A 19,394-nucleotide genomic window follows, 5' to 3' on the forward strand; every position below is an offset into this window, starting at 1 on the left:
TGGAGCGGCGCAATTCGCGGGTGAGAGGGAGTGCTGGGCACCAGGGCCGTTCAGAGAGGCGGAGCGGCGCAGCTCGCGGGCACGGGCGTTCCGGGCGCCAGGGCCTCGCACAGTGGGCTTCCCGAGGCCTCCGGCAACGTCACGCCCAGCCACGTGGCCAGCGTGGGCGCCAGGTCCAGCGGTGTGACGGGTCGCCCCTGGCGCACGGCGGAGAGTCCCTGGCCGAAGAGGATGAGCGGCACGTGGATGTCGTACTCGTATGGCGTTCCGTGGGTGCTCGCATGCTCGTCGTCCGGAGCCAACAGCACATGCGGGTCCGCGATGATGACCAGCTCTCCGGACCGCTCCGCCACGTATTCGCCGCGAACCCTCCGCGCGAAGCCCTGCTCACGGCCCGCGCTCACGTCCGAGGCGGAGACGACATCGGCGATGCCCGGCAGCACGCGGACCGCCTTGCGCGCCACCTCGACCGCCTCTTCCAGCCGCACCTTCCGCGCCTTCAACCGCGCCTGCCGCAGATACAGGTGCGGCGCGCTGAAGGCCTCCACCCAATCGTCCGCGCCGAACGCCTGGTCCAGCGCCGCATCCACCGAGCGCGTCACGAGCGTCCCCGACATGCGTTGCTCGGCCCGAGCCGGCGCGGGCGCCATCCCATGGTCCGCGCTCACGGCCACCAACACCTTCGACAACCCCACCTCTCGCTCCAACGACTCCAGGAACACCGCCAGCGCCCTGTCCAGCCGCAGCAACATGTCCACCGCCTCGTGGCTCTCCGGACCAAAGCCGTGGCTCACCACGTCCACGCTCGACACGCCGATGGCCAGCAAGTCCCTGGCACCGGGGCGCGTGCCCAGCGCTTCGGCCCTCACGCCCGAGAGGGCGAACTCGAACAACCTCTCCGCGCCCAGCGGCGTGTAGAGGAAGACATCCTCGGTGGTGAGCGGATGGGGGAACGTGCGTCCCAGTCCCTCGGGTGGACGCTCACGGGCATCGTCATCCGGACCCAGGGCGGCGTACGTCGCCACCTCCGCGCCTCGCGCCCACGCGCCACCCTTCTGGGAGACCTGGACGTCATTCCAGGTGGAGACCCAGGACGGCAGGTGCTCCGCGTGGTGACGGCTCGTCGTGAAGCCCTTCGTGCCCCACCAGTATGCCTGTCCCCGGTGGCCTCCCAACATGATGGCGGCGCGGTCCTTCAACGAGACGGACAGCACGCGCGAAGAAGCCCCATTCGTCGCGAGCAACCGGTCCCCCAACGTCGATACTCGGAGGCGCCGGGGTGACACGCCCTTGCCCTTCGGGTCATCCAGCGGAGGGCTCGCGGAGTCGCGCACGCAGCTCACCTCCGCGCCGGACTCTCGCTCGTACCACTCGTTGGAGATGATGCCATGCACGCCGGGCAGCGCCCCGGTCGCCAGCGTGGCATGCCCCGGACACGTCTTCGTCGTCGCGTAGGGATAGCGCGCGGAGTCGAAGACGGTGCCGCCCTCCAGCAGCCTGCGGAAACCTCCCGGCCCCATCCGGTGACGCCAGCGCTCCAGGTCGTCGTAGCGCAGCCCATCGAACACCAGGAACACCACCAGCGACGGACGCACCTCCTCCACCGATGACACCACGGCCCTCGTGGGCCCCCGGGCCGGAACCACCGCGCGCGGGCCTGGCTTGCCCGAGGACGACTCCACCTCCCGCGCCACTCCCGTCCCCGCGCCCAACACCATCCACAGCCAGCCGACCGACACGAATGTCCGACTCCACGAACCCGTCATGACTCCACCTCCGACACCGCGCATCCCGCGATGTGGAGGGCATCCTGCGAGCGCGCCTCTCCATCAATCCAATGGATAGACTGGATGAAGCCTATAGAATCATTCGATGGACCTGGACCCTCGCTACCTGGAGACCTTCCTGACGGTGAGCCGCGAGCGGGGCTTCAGTCGCGCGGCCACGGTGTTGCACAGAACGCAGCCGGCGGTGAGCTACCAGATTCGTCAACTGGAGCAGCAGCTCGGCACCGTGCTCTTCGACCGCACGACGCGACGACTCACATTGACCGACGCGGGCTCGAAGCTTCACGCGCTCTGCGAGCGCTTCTTCGACGAGTTCGGCCAGCTCGCGCGCTCTTTCAAGGAAGGCGACACCCGACCCGCGCCGCTGCGCATCGCCTCCGTGAGCGGCTTCGGCCGCCATGTGCTCTATCCCCTCCTCGCGAGCGAGCTGGCCGCGTCGCCCTACTCGCTCCGCTTCCCCACCGCGGATCAGGTCTTCGCCTCCCTGGAGGATGGCGCCTGCGACGTGGGCTTCGTCTACCTGCCCCATGTCTCCAGCAGACTGCTCACGGCCCCCGTGTGGAGAGAGGAGCTCGTGCTCGTCGGCCCGCCCCAGGCGCGAGGACGCGCGTTCCCCCAGCTCGCGGACTTCGAGGACCTCGCCTTCATCACGTATGACGAGTGCGAGTACGTCTTCGGCAAGTGGTTCGAGGGCCACTACGGACGACAGCCGCGCTCCGTCCGGGGCACGTACCACTTCGAGGAGCTGGAGGAGGTGCTGGGCACGGTGGCCGCCGGGCACGGCTGGTCCATCCTCCCCGACCACTGTGTCGCGCAGGCCGCGCGTCAAGGCACCGTCGTCATCCCCCCCGCACCGAGCCGCCAGCCCGTGGTCAATCTCATCTACGCCGTGCAGAGGGCGAGCGCTCCGGAGAACCCCCTGGCCCGCCGAATCATCGAGGCCCTGCGCACCCAGGGCGAGCAGCGTGGACACTCCTCCAAGCCGCGACGGAAGGCCCCCCGCCGCACCGCGCGATAAGGCGGCCCTGTCCCACGGCACCCGCTGGGACACCGTCACCGGACCCGTGGGGTTTGAGGCACCCGCTGCTCACTGACTACGATTGAGCGCCAGAGCCCGCCATGACCACCGCCACCCCTCTTGCCTCCGAACCAGGGCCCGTCGCTCCAGTGCCCGTGGCCCCCGTCACCCCCGCCCCGGAACCCGCACCCTGGAGTCTGGCGACGCGCGTCGCGTTCCGCTTCGTCTTCGCCTACGTCATCATCCAGGGCTTCGCCTTCCCACTGGACGCACTGCCCTTCATCGGCACGACCCTGTCCACGGCCATCTCGGACGCCTGGGAGCTCGTCGTGCCCTGGGTCTACAGGCACGTGGTCGGCGGGCAGGAGCTGTCCACCGCCACGTCCGGCAGTGGGGACAAGGCCTTCGACTACGCGCAGACGGGCCTCTTCCTTGCGCTCGCCCTCATCGTCGCGTCCGCGTGGTCATTCATCGACCGGCATCGGACGCGGTACGTGAAGGCCCGCGATTTCCTGCGCGTCTACGTCCGCTACCTCCTGGCCACGACCATGCTGTCCTATGGCCTCGCCAAGGTCTTCAAGTCACAGTTCCCCTTCCCTTCCGTGGAGCGCTTGACTCAACCCGTGGGCGAGCTCTCCCCCATGGGCCTCCTGTGGACCTTCATGGGCTACTCCCCGGGCTACAACCTCTTCACCGGAGGCGCGGAGGTACTGGGCGCGCTGCTGCTCTTCTCCCGGCGCACCACGACGCTCGGCTCGCTGGTCGTCATTGGCGTCATGTCCAATGTGGTGGCGCTCAACTTCTTCTACGACGTCCCCGTCAAGATCTACTCCACGCAACTCCTGCTGTACGCCGTCCTCCTGCTGCTGCCTGACTTGCGACGCCTCGCCGACGTCCTCGTGCTCAACCGCGCCACGCAGCCCGTCACGCTCGCCACGCCCTTCACCTTCTCCACTCGCACCACCTGGGCCCTGCTTGGCGTGAAGCTCCTCTTCATCGGCTGGATGCTCCACTCCCACGCCAGTCGGACGATGGAGGGATACGCGAAGTGGGGCGATGGCTCACCCATTCCTCCGCTCTACGGACTCTACGAAGTCGAATCCTTCACGAGAGCGGGTACGGAGGTCCCTCCGCGCATGGGCGATACGACACGATGGCGCAGCTTCGCCATCGGCCGCCGCAGCCGGCTGACGCTCCGGAAGATGGACGACTCCACGCAGCGCTTCCAGGTGACAGTGAGCGTGGCGGACCGGACGCTCGTGCTCGCCGACAGCCCCGCTGCGGACGCGAAGAAGACGACCCTCACCCTGGAACAGCCAGACGCCGAGCACCTGGTCATCCAGGGCACCTTCGAGGGCGCCCCCGTCGACGTCCGCGCGCGCAAGGTGGACACGTCGAAGCTCCAGCTCCTCAACCGGGGCTTCCACTGGGTCCAGGAGGCGCCGTTCAACCGCTGACGTGACTAGTCGACGACCGCCGTGTCCTGGTGGCAGAGCCCCGCCAGGGCAGCGGCCGTCGCGGGCAGCGGCTCCACGTAGCGTCCCTCGCCGAAGCCGAGCGCCCAGAAGCGCGGGCGCACCTCCTCCCGCGACAGCAGCCGCAGGAGCAGGAACTTCGCCTCGTCCTGCCCGTCGAAGGCCATGGGGAAGGTGTTGTGGTGCATGGCCACGGACGTGGAGGAGTTGAGCACCTTGTGCGCATCCAGGGCCTCGCGCGGCCCCATGTGCACCGTGTGGATGATGCGCGGACGGAACGCGCCAATCGGCAGCACCGACAGCCGCATGGGCCCGAAGCGCGCGGCCACCATCGAGAAGTGCGGACCGAAGCCCGTGTCTCCCGCGAAGAGCACCGGCCCTCCCGTGGTGGAGAAGACGTAGCCCGCCCACAGCGTCTCCGACACGTCCGTGAGCCCCCGGTTGGAGCGATGCTGCGCGGGCACCGCCGTCACCTTCACCTCCGGCGTCACGTCCGTGGACTGCCACCAGTCCAGCTCCTCCACGTTCCGGAAGCCCTCGCCCTCGAGCAGCGCCTTGTTGCCCAGGCCGACGATGAAGCGCGGATGGTGCGCCTCCTCCAGCCGGCGCAGCGTGGGCAGGTCCATGTGGTCATAGTGGTTGTGGCTCACCACCACCACGTGGATGGGCGGCAGGTCCTCGAAGCGGATGCCCGGCGGATGCACGCGCCTGGGCCCCACGAAGGGCACCGGGCTGGGCCGGTCCGAATAGATGGGGTCCGTCAGCACATTCACCCCGTCCGCCTGGAGGAGCACGGTGGCGTGGTTGATGAGCGTCACCTTCAGCCTGCCCGGCCCCACCCGCTCCGGAGGGGGCCTGCCCGGCGTCAGCTCCTCGTACTCCCGCCACGCCCCGCGAGGCTCCTTCAGCGCCGCCTCCACCAGCGCCGTCGCCTTCAGCTCCGGCGCGTCCCCGATGTTGTGGAACTTCTCGCCATCGAAGTGCGCGAGCGGCGGCCCCTGGTGACTCGGGCCCGCGAAGAGGCAGCCACCAAGGAGCGGCGCGCACAGCAACAGGAACAGAACCGTCGAGGTGGGGGACTGGCGGTCCAGAGGCATGGCAACGACGCTCCATCGAGGCGACACACGCACCCTCCGGCAGGGCGCGCTGGGGACCCATCGTAACGACAGGGGGGGCGACGCGCAGGACTCTTCAGGGGGACGTGGCGACCTGGGGCTTCGTGGCGACGGGCGCCGCTCCGAGCTTGTGCTCGCGCAGCCACGCCACCGTGTCCCGCAGCGTCTCCTCCAACGGACGGAACGACGCCCCCAGCTCCCGCCGCGCCTTCGTCGAGTCCACGCGCAGCTTCGCGTGCATGGTGCGCACGCCCTCCACCGTCAGCGACGTCTCTCCTCCCGTCAGCCGGGCCCACGTCTGTCCCGCCGCCCCCAGGGCCACCGCCAGCGCATGCGGCAGCGTCCGGCGCGGCCCCTTCACCCCCGTCACCCGCTCCAGGGTCTGGGAGAGGGTGGCCAGGTCCACGAACTCGCCACCCACCAGGTACCGCTCGCCCGCACGGCCCTTCTCCGCCGCCACCACCGTGGCCTGGGCCACGTCGCGCGCGTCCACCAGCGACCCGCCTCCGTCGAGCAGCGCCGGCATCTTCCCCGCGAGGAAATCCAGGACGAACTGGCCCGCGCCCGTGGGGCCCGAGTCCCAGGGCCCGAACATCCACCCCGGCAGGACGTAGACCACCTCCATGCCCGAGCGCGCGCCGAAGGCATTCAGCTCCCGCTCCGACTCCACCTTGCTCTTGAAGTACAGGTTGGCGGAGGCCACGGGCGCGGGCGGCGTCTGCTCGTCTCCGGCCGAGCCGTCCGGCTTCGTCCCCACCGTCCCCGACGAGCTGATGTCCACGAAGCGCTTCACCCCGCGCAGGTGCGCCGCCTCGGCCAGCTCCACCGTGGCCTTCACGTTGATGGCATACAGCTTCGGCCAGTGGTCGCCGGCCGCGTAGTATTCACGGAAGTAGGCCGCCGTGTGGATGACCACGTCACACCCTTCCAGCGCGGCCGCGAAGCCCTTCACGTCCTGCATGTCCCCTTCCACCACCTCCACTCCCGTCAGGCCCCCCAGCACCTTTCGCGCCTTCGACGGCGAGCGGGCCAGCGCCCGCACCGTGTGCCCCCCGGCCACCAGCGCCCGCACCACATTGGTCCCCAACAGGCCCGTGCTTCCCGTCACGAATGCGCGCATCCCGCGCCTCCAATCGATATGAACACCGCTCAGATAAGAAGCGGTCTTAACGGTGTCAAGATGAACGACAGCCTGGCAAGGGAGCAGGGGCGATGACGACCCGGGGCGTGAAGAAGCCGGCCGCGCCGCGACGGCGGGCCTACCACCATGGGGACCTGCGCCAGGCCCTGGTGGACGCGACGCTCAAGCTCATCGCGACGGAGGACGTGGGCGCGGTGTCACTGCGCGAAGTCGCCCGGCGGGCCGGAGTCACGGCGGCGGCGCCCTACCACCACTTCCGGGACAAGGATGCGCTCCTGGCGGCGGTGGCGGAAGAGGGCTACCGGGCGCTCAACCAGCGGATGGACGAAGCGCTGTCGAGCGTCCGGGCACCTCGCACCGACAGCCAGTTGCGGGCGCTTGCCCGGTGCTACGTGCGCTTCGCCGTGGAGCACCCCGCGCACTACCGCGTCATGTTCCGGCGCGAGTGGAGCGACGAGGAGAAGTACGCCAGCCTGCACACGGAGGGCATGCGCGCCTACGGGCGGCTCCAGGTGCTGGCCCAGGAGGCGAAGGAGGCCACGGGCGACAAGGTGGACATGGACACGCTGGCCTTCACCATCTGGGCCTGGGTGCACGGCCTGGCGGCGCTGTGGAATGAGGGGCCGCTGCGCAAGAAGTCGCGGAGCGACTCCATCGAGCCGCTGCTGGAGCGCTCCACGGAGCTGTTCGTCGGGTGGGTGATGGCGAAGTAGCGCCCGTCACGCCACGACGGCGTGGAGGATTTTCTCGAACATCCAGGGGCTGCGGCCCAGCAGTCGGACGATGGGGCGCCGCAGCCCGGGCCTTCGCGCCAGCATGAGCAGCGCGCGCGTGGCCCACGCGTACTTGCGGAACACCTGCTGGAAGCGCCGCTCGTAGGGGCGCAGCACCTGACTCGTCGCGCCCTTCGTCAACGCGTCCGGCAACAGCGTCCCCAGCGACTCCGCGCACGCGAAGGCCAGCGACAGTCCCTCTCCCGTCAACGCGTCCACGTAGCCCGCGGCGTCACCCACCAGCGCGAAGCGGTCCGCCACGCGCACCCGCGCCACTCGCGCCAGCGGCCCCGCGCCGCGCACCTGTGAGTCCGGCGTCGCGACGAGCAGCCGCTCCTGGAGCCGGGGGAAGCGCGCGAGCAGCGTGTCGAAGCCGACGCGCCCTTCGACTCCGCCGTCCTCCCACAGGAAGGCCAGGCCCACGCGTCGCGCACCGGCGGGCGTCACGTACGCCTCCACACCGTCGGCGAAGTGCACCTCGACATAGGGCGTCCACGGGGCCAGTTGGAAGTGCCTGCGCAGCCCGAAGCGCCGAGGCCCGTCCGCGTCCACCTCCAGGCCCTCCGCGCGCCGCAGCGGCGAGCCCAGCCCGTCCGCGGCCACCAGCATCCGCGCCTCCACGGGCCCCTCCGCCGTCTCCAGCGTCACCCCGTCATGCCCACGCCGATGCGACAGCACCTGCGTGCGCTCGCGCAGCTCCACGCCCACGTCCCGGGCCCGCGCCACCAGCGCCGACGCGAGCGCCACCCGCCGCACGCCCAGCCCGCCCGGCCTCGGCAGCAGGCCCTCCGCCGTGCTGCCGTCCTCCTGCACGTAGCGGATGCCCACGAAGGGCGAGCTCTCCGCGCGGTCCAGGTACGCCAGGGCGCCCAGGCGCTCCAGCGCCGCGAGCCCGGAGGGCATCAGCCCCTCGCCGCAGGCCTTGTCCGCGGGCAGCGTCGCGCGCTCCAGGACGACGGTGTTCAGCCCGCGCACCGTGGTGTGGATGGCCACCGCCAGTCCCGCGGGCCCTCCGCCCACCACGGCCACGTCATACCGTCTCACGTCTCGTGCTCCGCCTGGACCATGGCCAGCGCGCCGCGCGCCATCTCCACCATGCACCGTCTCATGACTCGTGCTCCGCCCGGGCCATCGCCAGCGCGCTGCGCGCCATCTCCACCGCCATGCCCACCATGCCCACCTTCTTCGGCGGCGTCAGCTCTCCGGACAGGTAGCGACGCAGCGCCTCGCCCCGGCGCAACTTGCCGCTCGACGTCCGGGGCAGCGTCCCCGGCTCCAGCAGCTTCACCGTGTGAGGCCTCACACCCGTCGCCTCCACCACCGCCGCGCGGATGCGCTCCTCCACGTCCGACGCCTCCTCCGCGCCGCCGCGCTCCGCGAGGATGAGCAGCGCCTCGTCCTGGCCGCCCTCGGGCGTGAAGCCCAGCGCCACCGCGCAGCCCGTGCGCACGCCCTCCACCGCCTGGAGCGGCTCCTCGAAGGACTGCGGCGCGTGGTTGGCGCCCCGGATGATGACCACGTCCTTCGCGCGGCCCGTCAGGTACAGCTCACCGTCCGCGATGAAGCCCTGGTCTCCCGTGTCCAGCCAGCCATCCAACGTCAGCGCGCGCCGCGTGGCGAGCGCGTCACCGAAGTAGCTCTCCATCAACGAGGGGCCTCGCGTGAAGACAGCACCCACGCGGTTGTCCGGAAGCACGCTGCCCTGCGCGTCGCGCACCTCCACCTCGAAGCCCGCCACCGGCGAGCCCACGCTCACCAGCATCCGCGAGCCCTCCTCCACCCGCCCCTCGCACGCCAGCACCGTCGGGTCCACGCCCAGCGAGCGCGGCCCCCTGCCCCCCGGCGGGAAGGTCACCGCGAGCGACGCCTCCGACAGCCCGTACACCGGCCGCAGCGCTCGCGCAGAGAAGCCCCAGCGCTCGAAGCGCTCCGCGAAGCGTTGCAGCGTCTCCGCCGACACCGGCTCCGCGCCGTTGAGCGCGTGCTTCCACGAGGACAGGTCCACGCCCTCCATCTCCGCGTCCTTCACCCGCTTCAGGCACAGGCCATAGGCGAAGTTGGGCGCGGGAGAGATGAAGCCCCGGTGCCGCGACAGCGCGCGCAGCCACAGCGCGGGCTTGACCAGGAAGACCTCGGGCGGAATCAGCACCAGGCTGCCGGGATAGTGCAGCGCGGACAGCAGACAGCCGATGAGCCCCATGTCGTGGTACAGCGGCAGCCAGCTCACCCCCACGCGCGACGTGTCGGGCGACACCGGCATCGCCACCTCCAGCGCCATCACCTGCGACAGCAGCGCCCCGTGCGTCAGCGCCACCGGCTTCGGGTCCACCGTGGAGCCGGAGGAGAACTGGATGAGGCCCAGCGCCGCCGGGCCCACCGATACCTCGCGCTCGTCGTCGCCTCGCGACGCCTCCTCCACCGTGTGACAGCCCAGGCGCGGACGGGACCTCTCCACGCTGGGCCCCAACAGCAGCCGCACGCGCGAGTCCGTCAGCACCAGGCTCGCCCCCGTCACCTGGAGCATCCGCGCGGTGGCCCGGTGGTACTCCTCCAGGCGCCCCAGCCGCACGGGCGGGTACAGCGGCACCGGCACCGCGCCCGCGAGCAGCGTCCCGAAGAAGGCATCCATGAAGCCCGGCGAGGTGGGCAGGAGCAACGCCACCCGCTCGCCCTCGCGCACGCCCAGCCGCACGAGTCCCGCCGCCGTGCGCCGCGCGCGGCGGTACACGTCGCCCCAGGGCAGTGACTCCTCGCGCTCGGCCGCGTCGACGAAGGTCAGCTTGAAGGGCGTCTCCCCGGCGGCCGCGAGCATCGCGTTCACCGTGGGGAAGCGCACCTTCGGCAGTGTGGGCCCCCTCACGAGCGGACCTCCGTGGGCGGGCGCGCCGTCGAGGCGACCCGGCGCACCACCAGCTTCGCCAGGTCCGACACCGTGCGCACCCCCTGCGCGTCCTCCTCCGACAGGCGGATGCGGAAGCGGTTCTCCAGCCCCACCGCCAGCACCGTCAGCCCCAGGCTGTCGAGCTGCAAATCCCTGACGAGGTCGTGCTGGGGCTCCACCACGCCCTTCCACTCCAGCTCATCGGCGGCGATGCGACGAATCTCCGCCACGACTTCCAGTTCGAGTTCAGCCACGGGGCACCTCGGGGAGGAAACGGGGACGGTGGGAGAAGGCGCGCGCGTACGCGTCCCCCAGCGCCGCCTCCTCCGCGCGGATGCGCACGGAGAGCAGCACCAGGTTCCCCACCGAGAAGAACACGGCCGTCCACCAGGCGCCGTGGATGAGCGGCACACTCGCCAGCTCCAGCACCACCGCGACGTAGTTGGGATGGCGCAGGAAGCGGTACGGGCCGCCCATCACCGGCGGCAGGTCCGGCACGACGATGATGCGCGAGTTCCAGCGCGGGCCCAGCGTGCTGATGGCCCAGTAGCGCAGCCCCTGCGCCGCCACCGCGCCCCCCAGCGCCACCCAGCTCCACGCCCCCAGGAAGGGCCGGTGCAGGAGGAACACCTCCGCCAGGCACGCCACGAGGAACAGCGAGTGGAACACCACCATGAAGCGGTAGTGCGGCTGCCCCGTCTCCACCCCGCCCCGCGCGAAGGCCCACGCGGCGTTGCGCTTGGAGAGCACCAGCTCCACCAGTCGCTCCACCCCGAGCAGGCCCATGTAGCCCAGGAAGACGGCCTGTGTGCCGGTCACCATCGCAAGAGCACCATCTCCGCGCAGAACCCAGGCCCCATGGCCATCATCAATCCGTAGTCCCCGGGCTTCGCCGCCACCTGCTCCAGAGTCTCCCCCAACACGAACAACACCGAGGCCGAGGACAGATTCCCCACTTCGCGCAAGGACGCCCAGGAGCGCGCCAGCGCGTCCTTGTCCAGCTCCAGCGCCTCCTCGAAGGACTCCAGCACCTTGGGCCCGCCGGTGTGCGCCACCCAGTAACGGATGTCACCGCGCTTCAACCCATGCGTCGCGAGGAATCCATCCACGTTGCCTTGGATGTGGTCCTTCACCAGTTGGGGCACCTTCGCGGACAGCACGACCTTGAAGCCCGAGTCCACGACGTCCCAACCCATGATGCGCTCGGAGTCCGGATAGAACACCGAGCGAGACGCCACCACCCGGGGCCCCTTCGCGCCGGGAGCGCTGGCGCCCCTGAGCACCGCGCAGGCCGCGCCGTCACCGAAGAGGCCGGAGGCGATGATGTTGGGGATGGACAGGTCCTCGCGCTGCAGCGTCAGCGAGCACAGCTCCGCGGAGACGACGAGCGCGGTGTGCGAGGGGAAGGCGCGCAGGTAGTCCGCCGCCCGCGCCAGGCCCGCCGCGCCCGCGACGCAGCCGAGCCCGAAGATGGGCGTGCGCTTGAGGTCCTCGCGGAAGCGCAGCCGGTTGGCCAGCCGCGCCTCGATGCTCGGCGTGGCGATGCCCGTCACCGTGACGAAGAAGACGTGGTCCACGTCCGCTGGCACCAGCCCCGCCTGCTCCAGCGCCTGACGCACCACGACTTCACTGAGCGCCGTGGCCTCGCGAATCCAGGCGTCGTTGCGCTGCTGGAACGTCACGAGCGCCGGGTACGCTTCAATGGGCATCGCCAGGTAGCGGCCCCCCACCTGGACGTTGCGATGAAGGTCCTCGAGCCGCTCCAGGTTGAAGTGGCGCCTGGCCCACAGCTCCCGGAAGGCCGCGATGAGCTGCTCCTGCGAGGCATAGTGGGGCGGGAGCGCCCGGCCCACCGAACGAATGAAGGGCGCGCTGCTGTCCTGGCCGGATGCGCTGTGCATGAAGGTCTCGGGGGTCCGTGCGGCGGTCAGGACCCCACGCTTAGCTGGAACTCGGGACAGACGCGATATGGCTCGCGGGGACTTGAACGAGTCCTGACGCCGGGCGCCCCTCGCACTGTCGCGCGGTCGACGGCGAACTCCTCCCTGGGAAGGAGGGGCTGGACGCCCTGTCACACGTCTGACAGCGCCGTCCGGCCCGCAACCTTGGACACGCCTTGGGCAAGGCTTCTCCAGGCGCCTGGAGGTCCGCTAGCGTGCGCGGCGATGCGTCCTCTGCATGTCGTTCTCTGCGCCCTGCTGCTCGGGGCCACCGCCTGTGGCCACTCTGCCCGGGTTCCCTCGCTGCCCGCGAGCCATGGGCACCTGTCCCGCGCCATGGCGCACTACCTGGACCCGACCGTTGAGGGCCCCAAGCTCTCCGGCCCCACCGGAAGCCCGCCCGGAGACTCCTCGCCGACCATCGAGGTGGAGCCCGAGCAGGCCCCCAGCGTCTTCGCGGAAGCGGTCCAGGCGCTGTCTGGGACGCCCACCCAGGAGCAGCTCCGCCAGGCCTCCGCGGACATCGGCGCGGCATGCAGGGCGGACCTGAATGAAGCGTGCGACTACATGCGTACACGGTTCCAGCGGCCCAAGCGTATCGCGGGCCAGGCCCCTTTGTTTCCGCCGGAAGCCATGCTCAACAGGGCCATGGCCATCGTCGTCCTCACATCCCGCCTGGGCGTGGATGGCCAGGTCCGGAACATCCGGGTGCTGGAGTCCGCGCCGTATGGGCTCACGGAGGCCATGATCGCCTCGGTGCGGACGATGCGGTTCGAGCCGGCGAAGCTGGCGGGCCACCCCGTCGAGATGGAGTACGTCTTCCAATTCAACACGACGTTCAGCGACGTGACGCTCACGGCACAAGAGGAGCTGGACTGGGCGCGGACCCGGACCGAGCTGTTTCCAACCAGTTCGGCGGCCTGGGTGCATCTGGCCCGAGTGCTCGCACGGGACAAGCCCGAGGACGCCGGGTACACCCAAGCGTTGGCCCAGTTGAACCGCCTGTCGCCCGAGTACTGGTGGTCCGCGACAGAGCTGGCATGGCTGCATGCCCAGGCCGGCCGCTACGTCGAGGCCGAGCCGCTCACGCGCGTGGCGAAGAAGTCCGCGCCCGACAATCCCTATGTGCTGGAGACGGTGGCACGGGTGGCATTCCACCGTGGCCGCTGCTCGGACTCACTGCTCGACCAGCAGCAGGCCATCGCGAAGCTCCCGTCCGAGTGGCCCCAGGAGGAACAGGCGCGCTTCAAGAGCGCGCTGGCGGAGTACCAGCGCCAGTGCCCGTCGGATGCGCCCGCGCCGGCACCCGCGCCCGCTTCGGCCGTGCACTGAGCGCCAGCAAAGCCAGCACCAGCGCCACCCATCCCAGGCCGCCCGGCGCCGCGCCGCAGCCCCCGTCATCGTCCTCGGGGTCCTTGGGGCCGGGCGTCACGTCGACACACGGCGCGCCCGTCGCATCCGCCGTGAGGCAGAGCGTCCCATAGCGGCCCACGCCCTCGTGGCGGCCATCCACCACCGCGATGATGACCTGGCTCGCATCCGACGCGGCCACCTTCGCGGACAGCGTGCCGGAGCCCTCCGCGCGCGACACGCGCAACACCTGCGTGTCCGTCACCGCCGCCACCAGCAGGTGCAGCATCGCGGGGTCCTCGCCGGCCTTGAGCGTGTACGTGGCCAGCACCTCCGCCGAACCACCGGGCACCTCGAAGTAGCGCGTCGACGCGGTCGTCACCCGGACATCCGCCTCCTGCGTGGGCAGCGTCCTGGCCGACGGCGCCAGCCCGTCATACCCGCCCCCTCGCGCATAGCCCTGGTCGACGCGCGCCCGCGCGCCCGTGGAGAGGTTCCACTGAGAGAACTCGGTGAAGGCGGTGTCGAAGTCCGCGCCCCATTCGCGACGCAGCACCGTGTCCAAGAGGACGTACCAGGGCGCCGTCGGCGACGCGAGGCTCTCCTGCCACAGCGCCAGGATGACCCGGTCTCCAAAGCGCTCGCCCAGGTACTGGAAGAACACCCCTGCGCCATAGCTGAATGACGCGGCCGGCCCCGTCGGGTCCAACACGAGGCCGCGGTCCGTCCGGGAGAGATACGACGAGGAGAACTGCTCCAGGTCATCGAGCGTCTCATCGAAGCGCTCGCTGGCCCACACCGCCGAGCCCTCCGACGCCACGCTGCCCAGGCCCGGCCGGTAGGCCGCCTGCACCGCGTGGAAGAACTCGTGGCTGGCCAGGATGCTCACCGCGGCTTCGAACGAAGGGTAGTCGTACCCCGCGAAGTCGTTCTCCTGGAGCATGTGCCCCACGCACTTCCGGTCCTCTTCCTCGCAGCCATCCAGCCGGAAGGCGCCATCCGCCCGGCCCGCGAAGTCCACGAGGTACACGTCGAACAACCCATCACCACCGTTGTCCTCGCCCACCGCCGCGTCGCTGCCCGGCAGGAGGAACCCCAGCCCGACGTAGAAATCCGCGACGCGCTCATAGGCCTGCCCGACGACCTCCGCCGCGTCGGGCACGCCATTGCCATCCGCGTCCGCCGGCGACACCGCGTTGAGCCCGACGCGCGAGAAGTGCACCCGGAAGCGCCCCTTCGGGGACACCACCGACTCCACCCGCTCGTCCGCGCCGAAGTTCGGCGGCACCGCCTGGGGTGAGGTGGGGCGCGCTCCCGCCTGCTGCCCCGCTCGCGCCTCGCCGAGCGACTCGGGAAGCTCATGCGGCTCCCGCGACGCCTGCACGGGGCCACATCCCAGGGGAAGAAGCAGGAGCCACGCCCCCAGTCTCATGGCAGGAACGCCCACTTGATGCGGATGGAGCCCGAGCCGCTCGGCTGCGGCACCGAGTGCGTCTCGTTGCAGACCTGCTGCGCGGAGGGCTCGTAGTACCCCGTCACCTCCAGCTTCACGTGACGGCCGTCCGCCAGGCGGACGATGAAGATGCGGCCCGTCATCTCCACGCAGCTCTGGTACGTCCAGAAGCCGCCCAGCAGCGTCGCGGGGCCACCCAGGCCTGAGTCGTCGGGGATGAGCGTGCAGGACGCATCGAACCACGCCTCCGTCTTGAACTCACCGGTGGCCGCGCTCTTCGACGTCACCGAGGCGAACGCCGTGCCCTCGGGCGTGTTCGCCACCGCGACGCAGGACGGACCGGACGTGCCGCTGTTGACGCGCATGGTGTAGCGACGCACCGCGATGTCCCAGTCCGTCGACGCGAGCGCCGCCTGGTCGTGAATCTGCACCTGCGTCAGCCCCGTCGGCGTGAAGCGCAGGTACGTATAGGACATCGTCGGCGTCAGGCCACCGGCGCGCGTGTCGATGAACGTGTGGAACTCACCCGCCGTCGTCCCCTCCTCGCGGACCTCGCCCGTGGAGACCGCGGACAGCAGGCTCAGCCGGTCGATGGTCTGCTCGGTGCACGTCACCTGGCTCGCCTCGCACACCTCCGGCTCGGGCTCGGGCTCCGGGTCCTTCGGGTCGTCCTCGCCACAGCTCACCAGCAACGCCAGCGACATTCCCACGGCGACCAGCACCCACAGGCCCTGCTGTCCGGCGCGCTTCGGCAGCGCCTCCTCGGTATGGCTCATCATTCGCGTCTCCCTCTCAGTGGGCCCACTGCCCACTCGACAGGTCCGACACCCTACTTGATAACGATTCTCATTTTCAATATTAAAGATTCAACACTTGTCCCCAAGACTGGGGAGTTCCATGCCGTGGACGGCAGGCGCGGGCTGTGAGGCGTCACTCGAAGCGGTAGCCCTTGGGCACCACGACGATGCCGCCCTCGGTGACGGTGAAGCCGCGCGCCTTGTCCGCCTCCAGGTCGAAGCCCACCTTCGTGTTGGGCGGCACGCGCACGCCCTTGTCGATGATGGCGTTCTTCACCTGCGCGTGGCGGCCGATGTCCACCTCGTCGAAGATGACCGAGCGCTGCACGCTGGCGTAGCTGTTCACGCGCGCGCGGCGGAAGAGGATGCTCTCGCGCACCACGCCACCGGAGATGATGCAGCCACCGGCCACCATGGAGTTGAGCGCGCGCCCCACCCTGTCACCGGACTCGTGGACGAACTTGGCGGGCGGGCTGTACTCGCTGGCGGTGCGCAGCGGCCACTCGGCGTTGAAGATGTCGAACTCCGGGTTGATGGACACCAGGTCCATGGACGCCTCGTGGTACGCGTCCAGCGTCCCCACGTCGCGCCAGTAGGTGTTGGGACGCGTCTGCCCGGGGATGGGGTTCTTGGCGAAGTCGTACGTCTGGATGTGGTAGCCGTCGCGCAGCGCGCGCGGCAGCACGTCCTTGCCGAAGTCGTGCTGGGAGCCCTCCGTCTTGGCGTCCACTTCCAGCAGCTCCGCGAGCACCTTGCTGCGGAAGATGTAGTTGCCCATGCTGGCCAGCACGGTGTCGGGCCGGCCGGGGATGGGCTTGGGGTTCTTGGGCTTCTCCTGGAACTCCGTCACCCGGCCGCGCTCGTCCACCTGCATGACGCCGAAGCGGTGCGCATCCGCGAGGGGCGTGGGGTACGCGGCGATGGTGATGTCCGCGCGCTGGTCCTCGTGCAGCTCCAGCATGTGCGCCACGTTCATCTTGTAGATGTGGTCGCCGGAGAAGATGGCCATGTGCTCGGGGCGGTGGTTCTCCACCAGATGCATGTTCTGGTAGATGGCGTCCGCGGTGCCCCGGTACCAGACGGGCCCCAGCTCCTCGTACAGGTACATCTGCGCGGGCACGAGGGTGATGAAGTAGTCCGACAGCAGCACCGAGCCGAAGCGCCAGCCGCGCTGGATGTGCTCCGTCAGCGACTGCGCCTTGAACTGCGTCAGGACGTAGATGGAGTAGATGCCGGAGTTGATGAAGTTGTTGAGCGCGAAGTCGATGATGCGGAACTTCGAGCCGAAGGGCACCGCTGGCTTCGAGCGCCGCTGAGTGAGCGGAGACAACCGAGTTCCCTGGCCTCCGGCCAGCACCATGCCGAGGATGCGCGTACCCATGCTGAGTTGTACCCCTCCGTGGCCCTCAGTATAGGGCGCCACGGAGGGATGTCCGTTTTCACGGCGATGACGCACGAGAAGTCCTCGTGCGTCATGGACCGGCTCCGCGCCTACTTCACCTCGAGGTGGAACAGTCGCTTGCCCGTGGGCCCTGTCTGCTTCGCGTGGCTGGCGAGCACGCCGTCGCGACCGCGAATCTCCACTTCATAGGTCGCGCCCTGGAGCAGCTTCTCCGGGAACGCGTGCAGCCCGAAGAAGGCCTGGACCTCCAGGTGCGTCTGGCAGTTGGCGCAGCCCGACACGTTCCAGCGGCTCAGCACGGCCCGGGTGCCCACGTGGTGGCGCTTTCCCCCGATGTTGGCGAAGGCGGAGACCAGGAAGGAGCCTCGGATGGGGGCGCGGTTGATGCCCGTGACATGGAGCGCCTGCGTGCCGCGCCCCGCTTTCAAGGTCATGCGTTCGAGCTCCGCCGGGTCCTCCAGCGAGCCCTTGCTGTAGGTGAAGCCGAGCTGCCGCTCGATGTTGATGCAGTCCAGCGAGGTGCAGTCGCGCTCCCGGCCCTGCTCCACCTGCTTGAACGGCGCGAGCGGAGACTCCAGGCCGAGCCACGAATTGGGGGCCACCCCGGGCGTGGCGCCCTGGCCGTCCACGGAGTTCGTGCCGGGGTACCCGGCGATGATATCCAGGTGGTCGGTGAAGCCTTGCCGCTTCTGCCAGAGCCAGAAAACGCGGTCCACGTTGCAGTGGTGGAAGAAGAAGATGGGGTCCAGCCCCGCCGTGTCGTTCTCGCCCATGTCCCCGTTGGCGCCATCAATCGGGGAGTAGTCCGTCGCGCCGGGATAATCGAAGCCGCCCACGGCCAGGTGGATGCTGTCGTGCGGTTCCTCCAGGGGAACCACGGGCTCGGTGCCCGGCCGCTCGCCATTCCATTGCGCCGCGGAGCTGTTGTTGGAGAACACCGTGTAGTTGGGAGCCTCCAGGCAGCTCTTGTACTTGTCCGCCACGTGGGTGGAGACGGGCTTGTCGTCGACGATGATGATGGAGTTCAGCCAGTTGACGACGTTGGCATTGAGCAGCTCCACGTTCTTGTCGTAGTCGGAGTAGTGCTTGTTGTGGAGCCGCGTCGCGGCCAGGTCTTCCTTGCTCCCCACCAGGCCCGACAAGGGATAGCGCACCGTCTCGTACCCCTTGGGCTTGCTGTAGCTCGGCTTGTCGTGGTCGATGTGGTCGACGATGGCCTGGTTGAAGACGAAGGAGCGCAGGGGGTTGGGAATCGACTCCCCGTCGAGCTCGAAGTCCTTCACCGTCAGCGCCCAGGGGATGCCCTTCTGGATGGACTCCTCGCTCGTCTCATCCCAGTAGGGCAGCGTGACGTCCTCGCAGCCTGGAACTCCGCGCAGGGCCTCCTCCAGCTTCACCAGGTACATGCGATGCCAGGTGGGGAACAGGACATTGCCGTGGTTGCAGTAGCCGCCCCAGTACGAGGCATTGCCCCAGCCGGCTCCACGGAAGGGCTCTCCATGAAAGCCTCCCAGCTTGAAGAAGGAGCGCGGGTCATCGGGCGGGAGCTCCTTGACGCCCTTCCAGGCGCGCATCAGGTCCTCCAGCGGCTTCTTGTTCCCTTGGGTGTACGCGTCTTGAAGCTCCTGGATGGACCTGCGGATCCTCAACGTCTGCGTCGTCATGATTCACCCTGCCTTCCCGTGAAGCCTGGGACAGCCACCTTCGTTGGACGGATGGAGAAGCCATTCAGCAGCGAGCCGAGGACCATCAGCGCCATGCCGAGGAACAACAGCCAGCGCACAGGTTCGAGCTGGCCCCGCGCGCCCACGATGACGGCGAGGCCCAGGAGACTGAGGACGAAGGGGCCGTATCCCCTGCGCGGCGCCTTCCTCCACAGGAGCAGCAGATGGACCCCGGAGAGCGCCAGCAGCGCGGGGAAGAGCCACTCCACGTAGGGCGTGCGCGCCAGCCAGACGCTCCCGAACATGCTGAAGTAGGCGGCCCAGCACATGGCGCACTTGGGAAAGAACGCCACCAGCACGCTCAAGAGGACGGTGAGGACTGAACGCGCTGTCGCCCCCGGCGGTGGCGCGGGACGGAGCGCTGCCTCGTCGTTCGGCGTGGACATACGTCACCCTCATCCCGTGAGGTGTTGAGGCCTGGGCCCGACGTGTGTGACTCCACCCTCGGGAAGGACTTACGGGATGAGGGGTGGCCCCGACCTCGGGGACTCGGATGACGGACCCGCACCTGTGTTCGACAGGGGCGGCCCTCCCTGCC

The 19,394-nt window shown here is 69.6% G+C and carries 17 protein-coding genes; 4 read left to right on the plus strand and 13 right to left on the minus strand.

The window, feature by feature from the left end; genetic code table 11:
* Positions 1-50: 50 nt before the first annotated feature.
* On the minus strand, positions 51-1,739 hold the full coding sequence (locus HUW62_RS14180) for an alkaline phosphatase family protein (RefSeq protein ID WP_176434752.1): 1,689 nt from the start codon (positions 1,737-1,739) through the stop codon (positions 51-53).
* Between the two features lie 133 nt (positions 1,740-1,872).
* On the opposite strand from HUW62_RS14180, the gene HUW62_RS14185 reads away from it, so the two are divergent.
* Positions 1,873-2,805 carry a LysR family transcriptional regulator gene (locus tag HUW62_RS14185; protein WP_163864026.1) on the plus strand — a complete coding sequence of 311 codons (933 nt, stop codon included), beginning with the start codon at positions 1,873-1,875 and terminating at the stop codon, positions 2,803-2,805.
* 101 nt (positions 2,806-2,906) lie between these two features.
* Positions 2,907-4,262 carry a hypothetical protein gene (locus tag HUW62_RS14190; RefSeq protein ID WP_176434753.1) on the plus strand — a complete coding sequence of 452 codons (1,356 nt, stop codon included), beginning with the start codon at positions 2,907-2,909 and terminating at the stop codon, positions 4,260-4,262.
* Between the two features lie 5 nt (positions 4,263-4,267).
* On the opposite strand, the gene HUW62_RS14195 is transcribed toward HUW62_RS14190, so the two are convergent.
* A complete protein-coding gene (locus HUW62_RS14195) occupies positions 4,268-5,377 on the minus strand; it encodes an MBL fold metallo-hydrolase (RefSeq protein ID WP_163864028.1) in 1,110 nt (369 codons plus the stop codon).
* A 94-nt stretch (positions 5,378-5,471) separates the two neighbouring features.
* Positions 5,472-6,515 (minus strand): SDR family oxidoreductase, encoded by a 1,044-nt coding sequence (locus tag HUW62_RS14200; protein WP_176434754.1) that lies wholly within the window; start codon positions 6,513-6,515, stop codon positions 5,472-5,474.
* 92 nt (positions 6,516-6,607) lie between these two features.
* On the opposite strand from HUW62_RS14200, the gene HUW62_RS14205 reads away from it, so the two are divergent.
* Positions 6,608-7,249: a TetR/AcrR family transcriptional regulator gene (locus tag HUW62_RS14205; RefSeq protein WP_176434755.1), complete on the plus strand. Its 642-nt coding sequence runs from the start codon at positions 6,608-6,610 to the stop codon at positions 7,247-7,249.
* 6 nt (positions 7,250-7,255) lie between these two features.
* Here HUW62_RS14205 and HUW62_RS14210 read toward each other — a convergent pair whose 3' ends face one another.
* The 5 genes from HUW62_RS14210 to HUW62_RS14230 form a co-directional block, all read right to left on the minus strand.
* Positions 7,256-8,353, minus strand: a complete 1,098-nt coding sequence (locus tag HUW62_RS14210; protein ID WP_163864031.1) for an NAD(P)/FAD-dependent oxidoreductase — start codon at positions 8,351-8,353, stop codon at positions 7,256-7,258.
* A 61-nt stretch (positions 8,354-8,414) separates the two neighbouring features.
* Positions 8,415-10,121, minus strand: a complete 1,707-nt coding sequence (locus HUW62_RS14215; RefSeq protein ID WP_163864354.1) for a fatty acyl-AMP ligase — start codon at positions 10,119-10,121, stop codon at positions 8,415-8,417.
* Positions 10,122-10,165: 44 nt separating this feature from the next.
* Complete coding sequence (locus HUW62_RS14220) at positions 10,166-10,444, minus strand: acyl carrier protein (RefSeq protein ID WP_163864032.1); 279 nt, start codon at positions 10,442-10,444, stop codon at positions 10,166-10,168.
* Complete coding sequence (locus tag HUW62_RS14225; protein ID WP_163864033.1) at positions 10,437-11,012, minus strand: isoprenylcysteine carboxyl methyltransferase family protein; 576 nt, start codon at positions 11,010-11,012, stop codon at positions 10,437-10,439. Before HUW62_RS14225 ends, HUW62_RS14220 begins: the two co-directional genes overlap by 8 nt.
* Complete coding sequence (locus HUW62_RS14230; protein ID WP_176434756.1) at positions 11,006-12,091, minus strand: type III polyketide synthase; 1,086 nt, start codon at positions 12,089-12,091, stop codon at positions 11,006-11,008. The genes HUW62_RS14225 and HUW62_RS14230 overlap by 7 nt, the downstream gene beginning before the upstream one ends.
* Positions 12,092-12,355: 264 nt before the next feature.
* Here HUW62_RS14230 and HUW62_RS14235 point away from each other — a divergent pair, with 264 nt between their 5' ends.
* On the plus strand, positions 12,356-13,462 hold the full coding sequence (locus HUW62_RS14235) for an energy transducer TonB (RefSeq protein ID WP_176434757.1): 1,107 nt from the start codon (positions 12,356-12,358) through the stop codon (positions 13,460-13,462).
* Here the strand turns inward: HUW62_RS14235 and HUW62_RS14240 are convergent.
* From HUW62_RS14240 to HUW62_RS14260, 5 genes are all read right to left on the minus strand, one after another.
* On the minus strand, positions 13,377-14,912 hold the full coding sequence (locus tag HUW62_RS14240) for an MXAN_6640 family putative metalloprotease (protein ID WP_240356201.1): 1,536 nt from the start codon (positions 14,910-14,912) through the stop codon (positions 13,377-13,379). The genes HUW62_RS14235 and HUW62_RS14240 overlap by 86 nt on opposite strands.
* Positions 14,909-15,712, minus strand: a complete 804-nt coding sequence (locus tag HUW62_RS14245) for an HmuY family protein (RefSeq protein ID WP_176434758.1) — start codon at positions 15,710-15,712, stop codon at positions 14,909-14,911. Before HUW62_RS14245 ends, HUW62_RS14240 begins: the two co-directional genes overlap by 4 nt.
* Before the next feature lie 151 nt (positions 15,713-15,863).
* Positions 15,864-17,111, minus strand: coding sequence for a glucose-1-phosphate adenylyltransferase (gene glgC, locus HUW62_RS14250; RefSeq protein ID WP_163864037.1), 1,248 nt, complete (start codon positions 17,109-17,111; stop codon positions 15,864-15,866).
* Between the two features lie 110 nt (positions 17,112-17,221).
* Positions 17,222-18,796 (minus strand): tyrosinase family protein, encoded by a 1,575-nt coding sequence (locus HUW62_RS14255; RefSeq protein WP_176434759.1) that lies wholly within the window; start codon positions 18,794-18,796, stop codon positions 17,222-17,224.
* Positions 18,793-19,242 carry a hypothetical protein gene (locus HUW62_RS14260; RefSeq protein ID WP_176434760.1) on the minus strand — a complete coding sequence of 150 codons (450 nt, stop codon included), beginning with the start codon at positions 19,240-19,242 and terminating at the stop codon, positions 18,793-18,795. Before HUW62_RS14260 ends, HUW62_RS14255 begins: the two co-directional genes overlap by 4 nt.
* Positions 19,243-19,394 lie beyond the last annotated feature (152 nt).

Source organism: Myxococcus sp. AM011 (genome assembly GCF_013372595.1).
Lineage (GTDB): Bacteria > Myxococcota > Myxococcia > Myxococcales > Myxococcaceae > Myxococcus > Myxococcus eversor.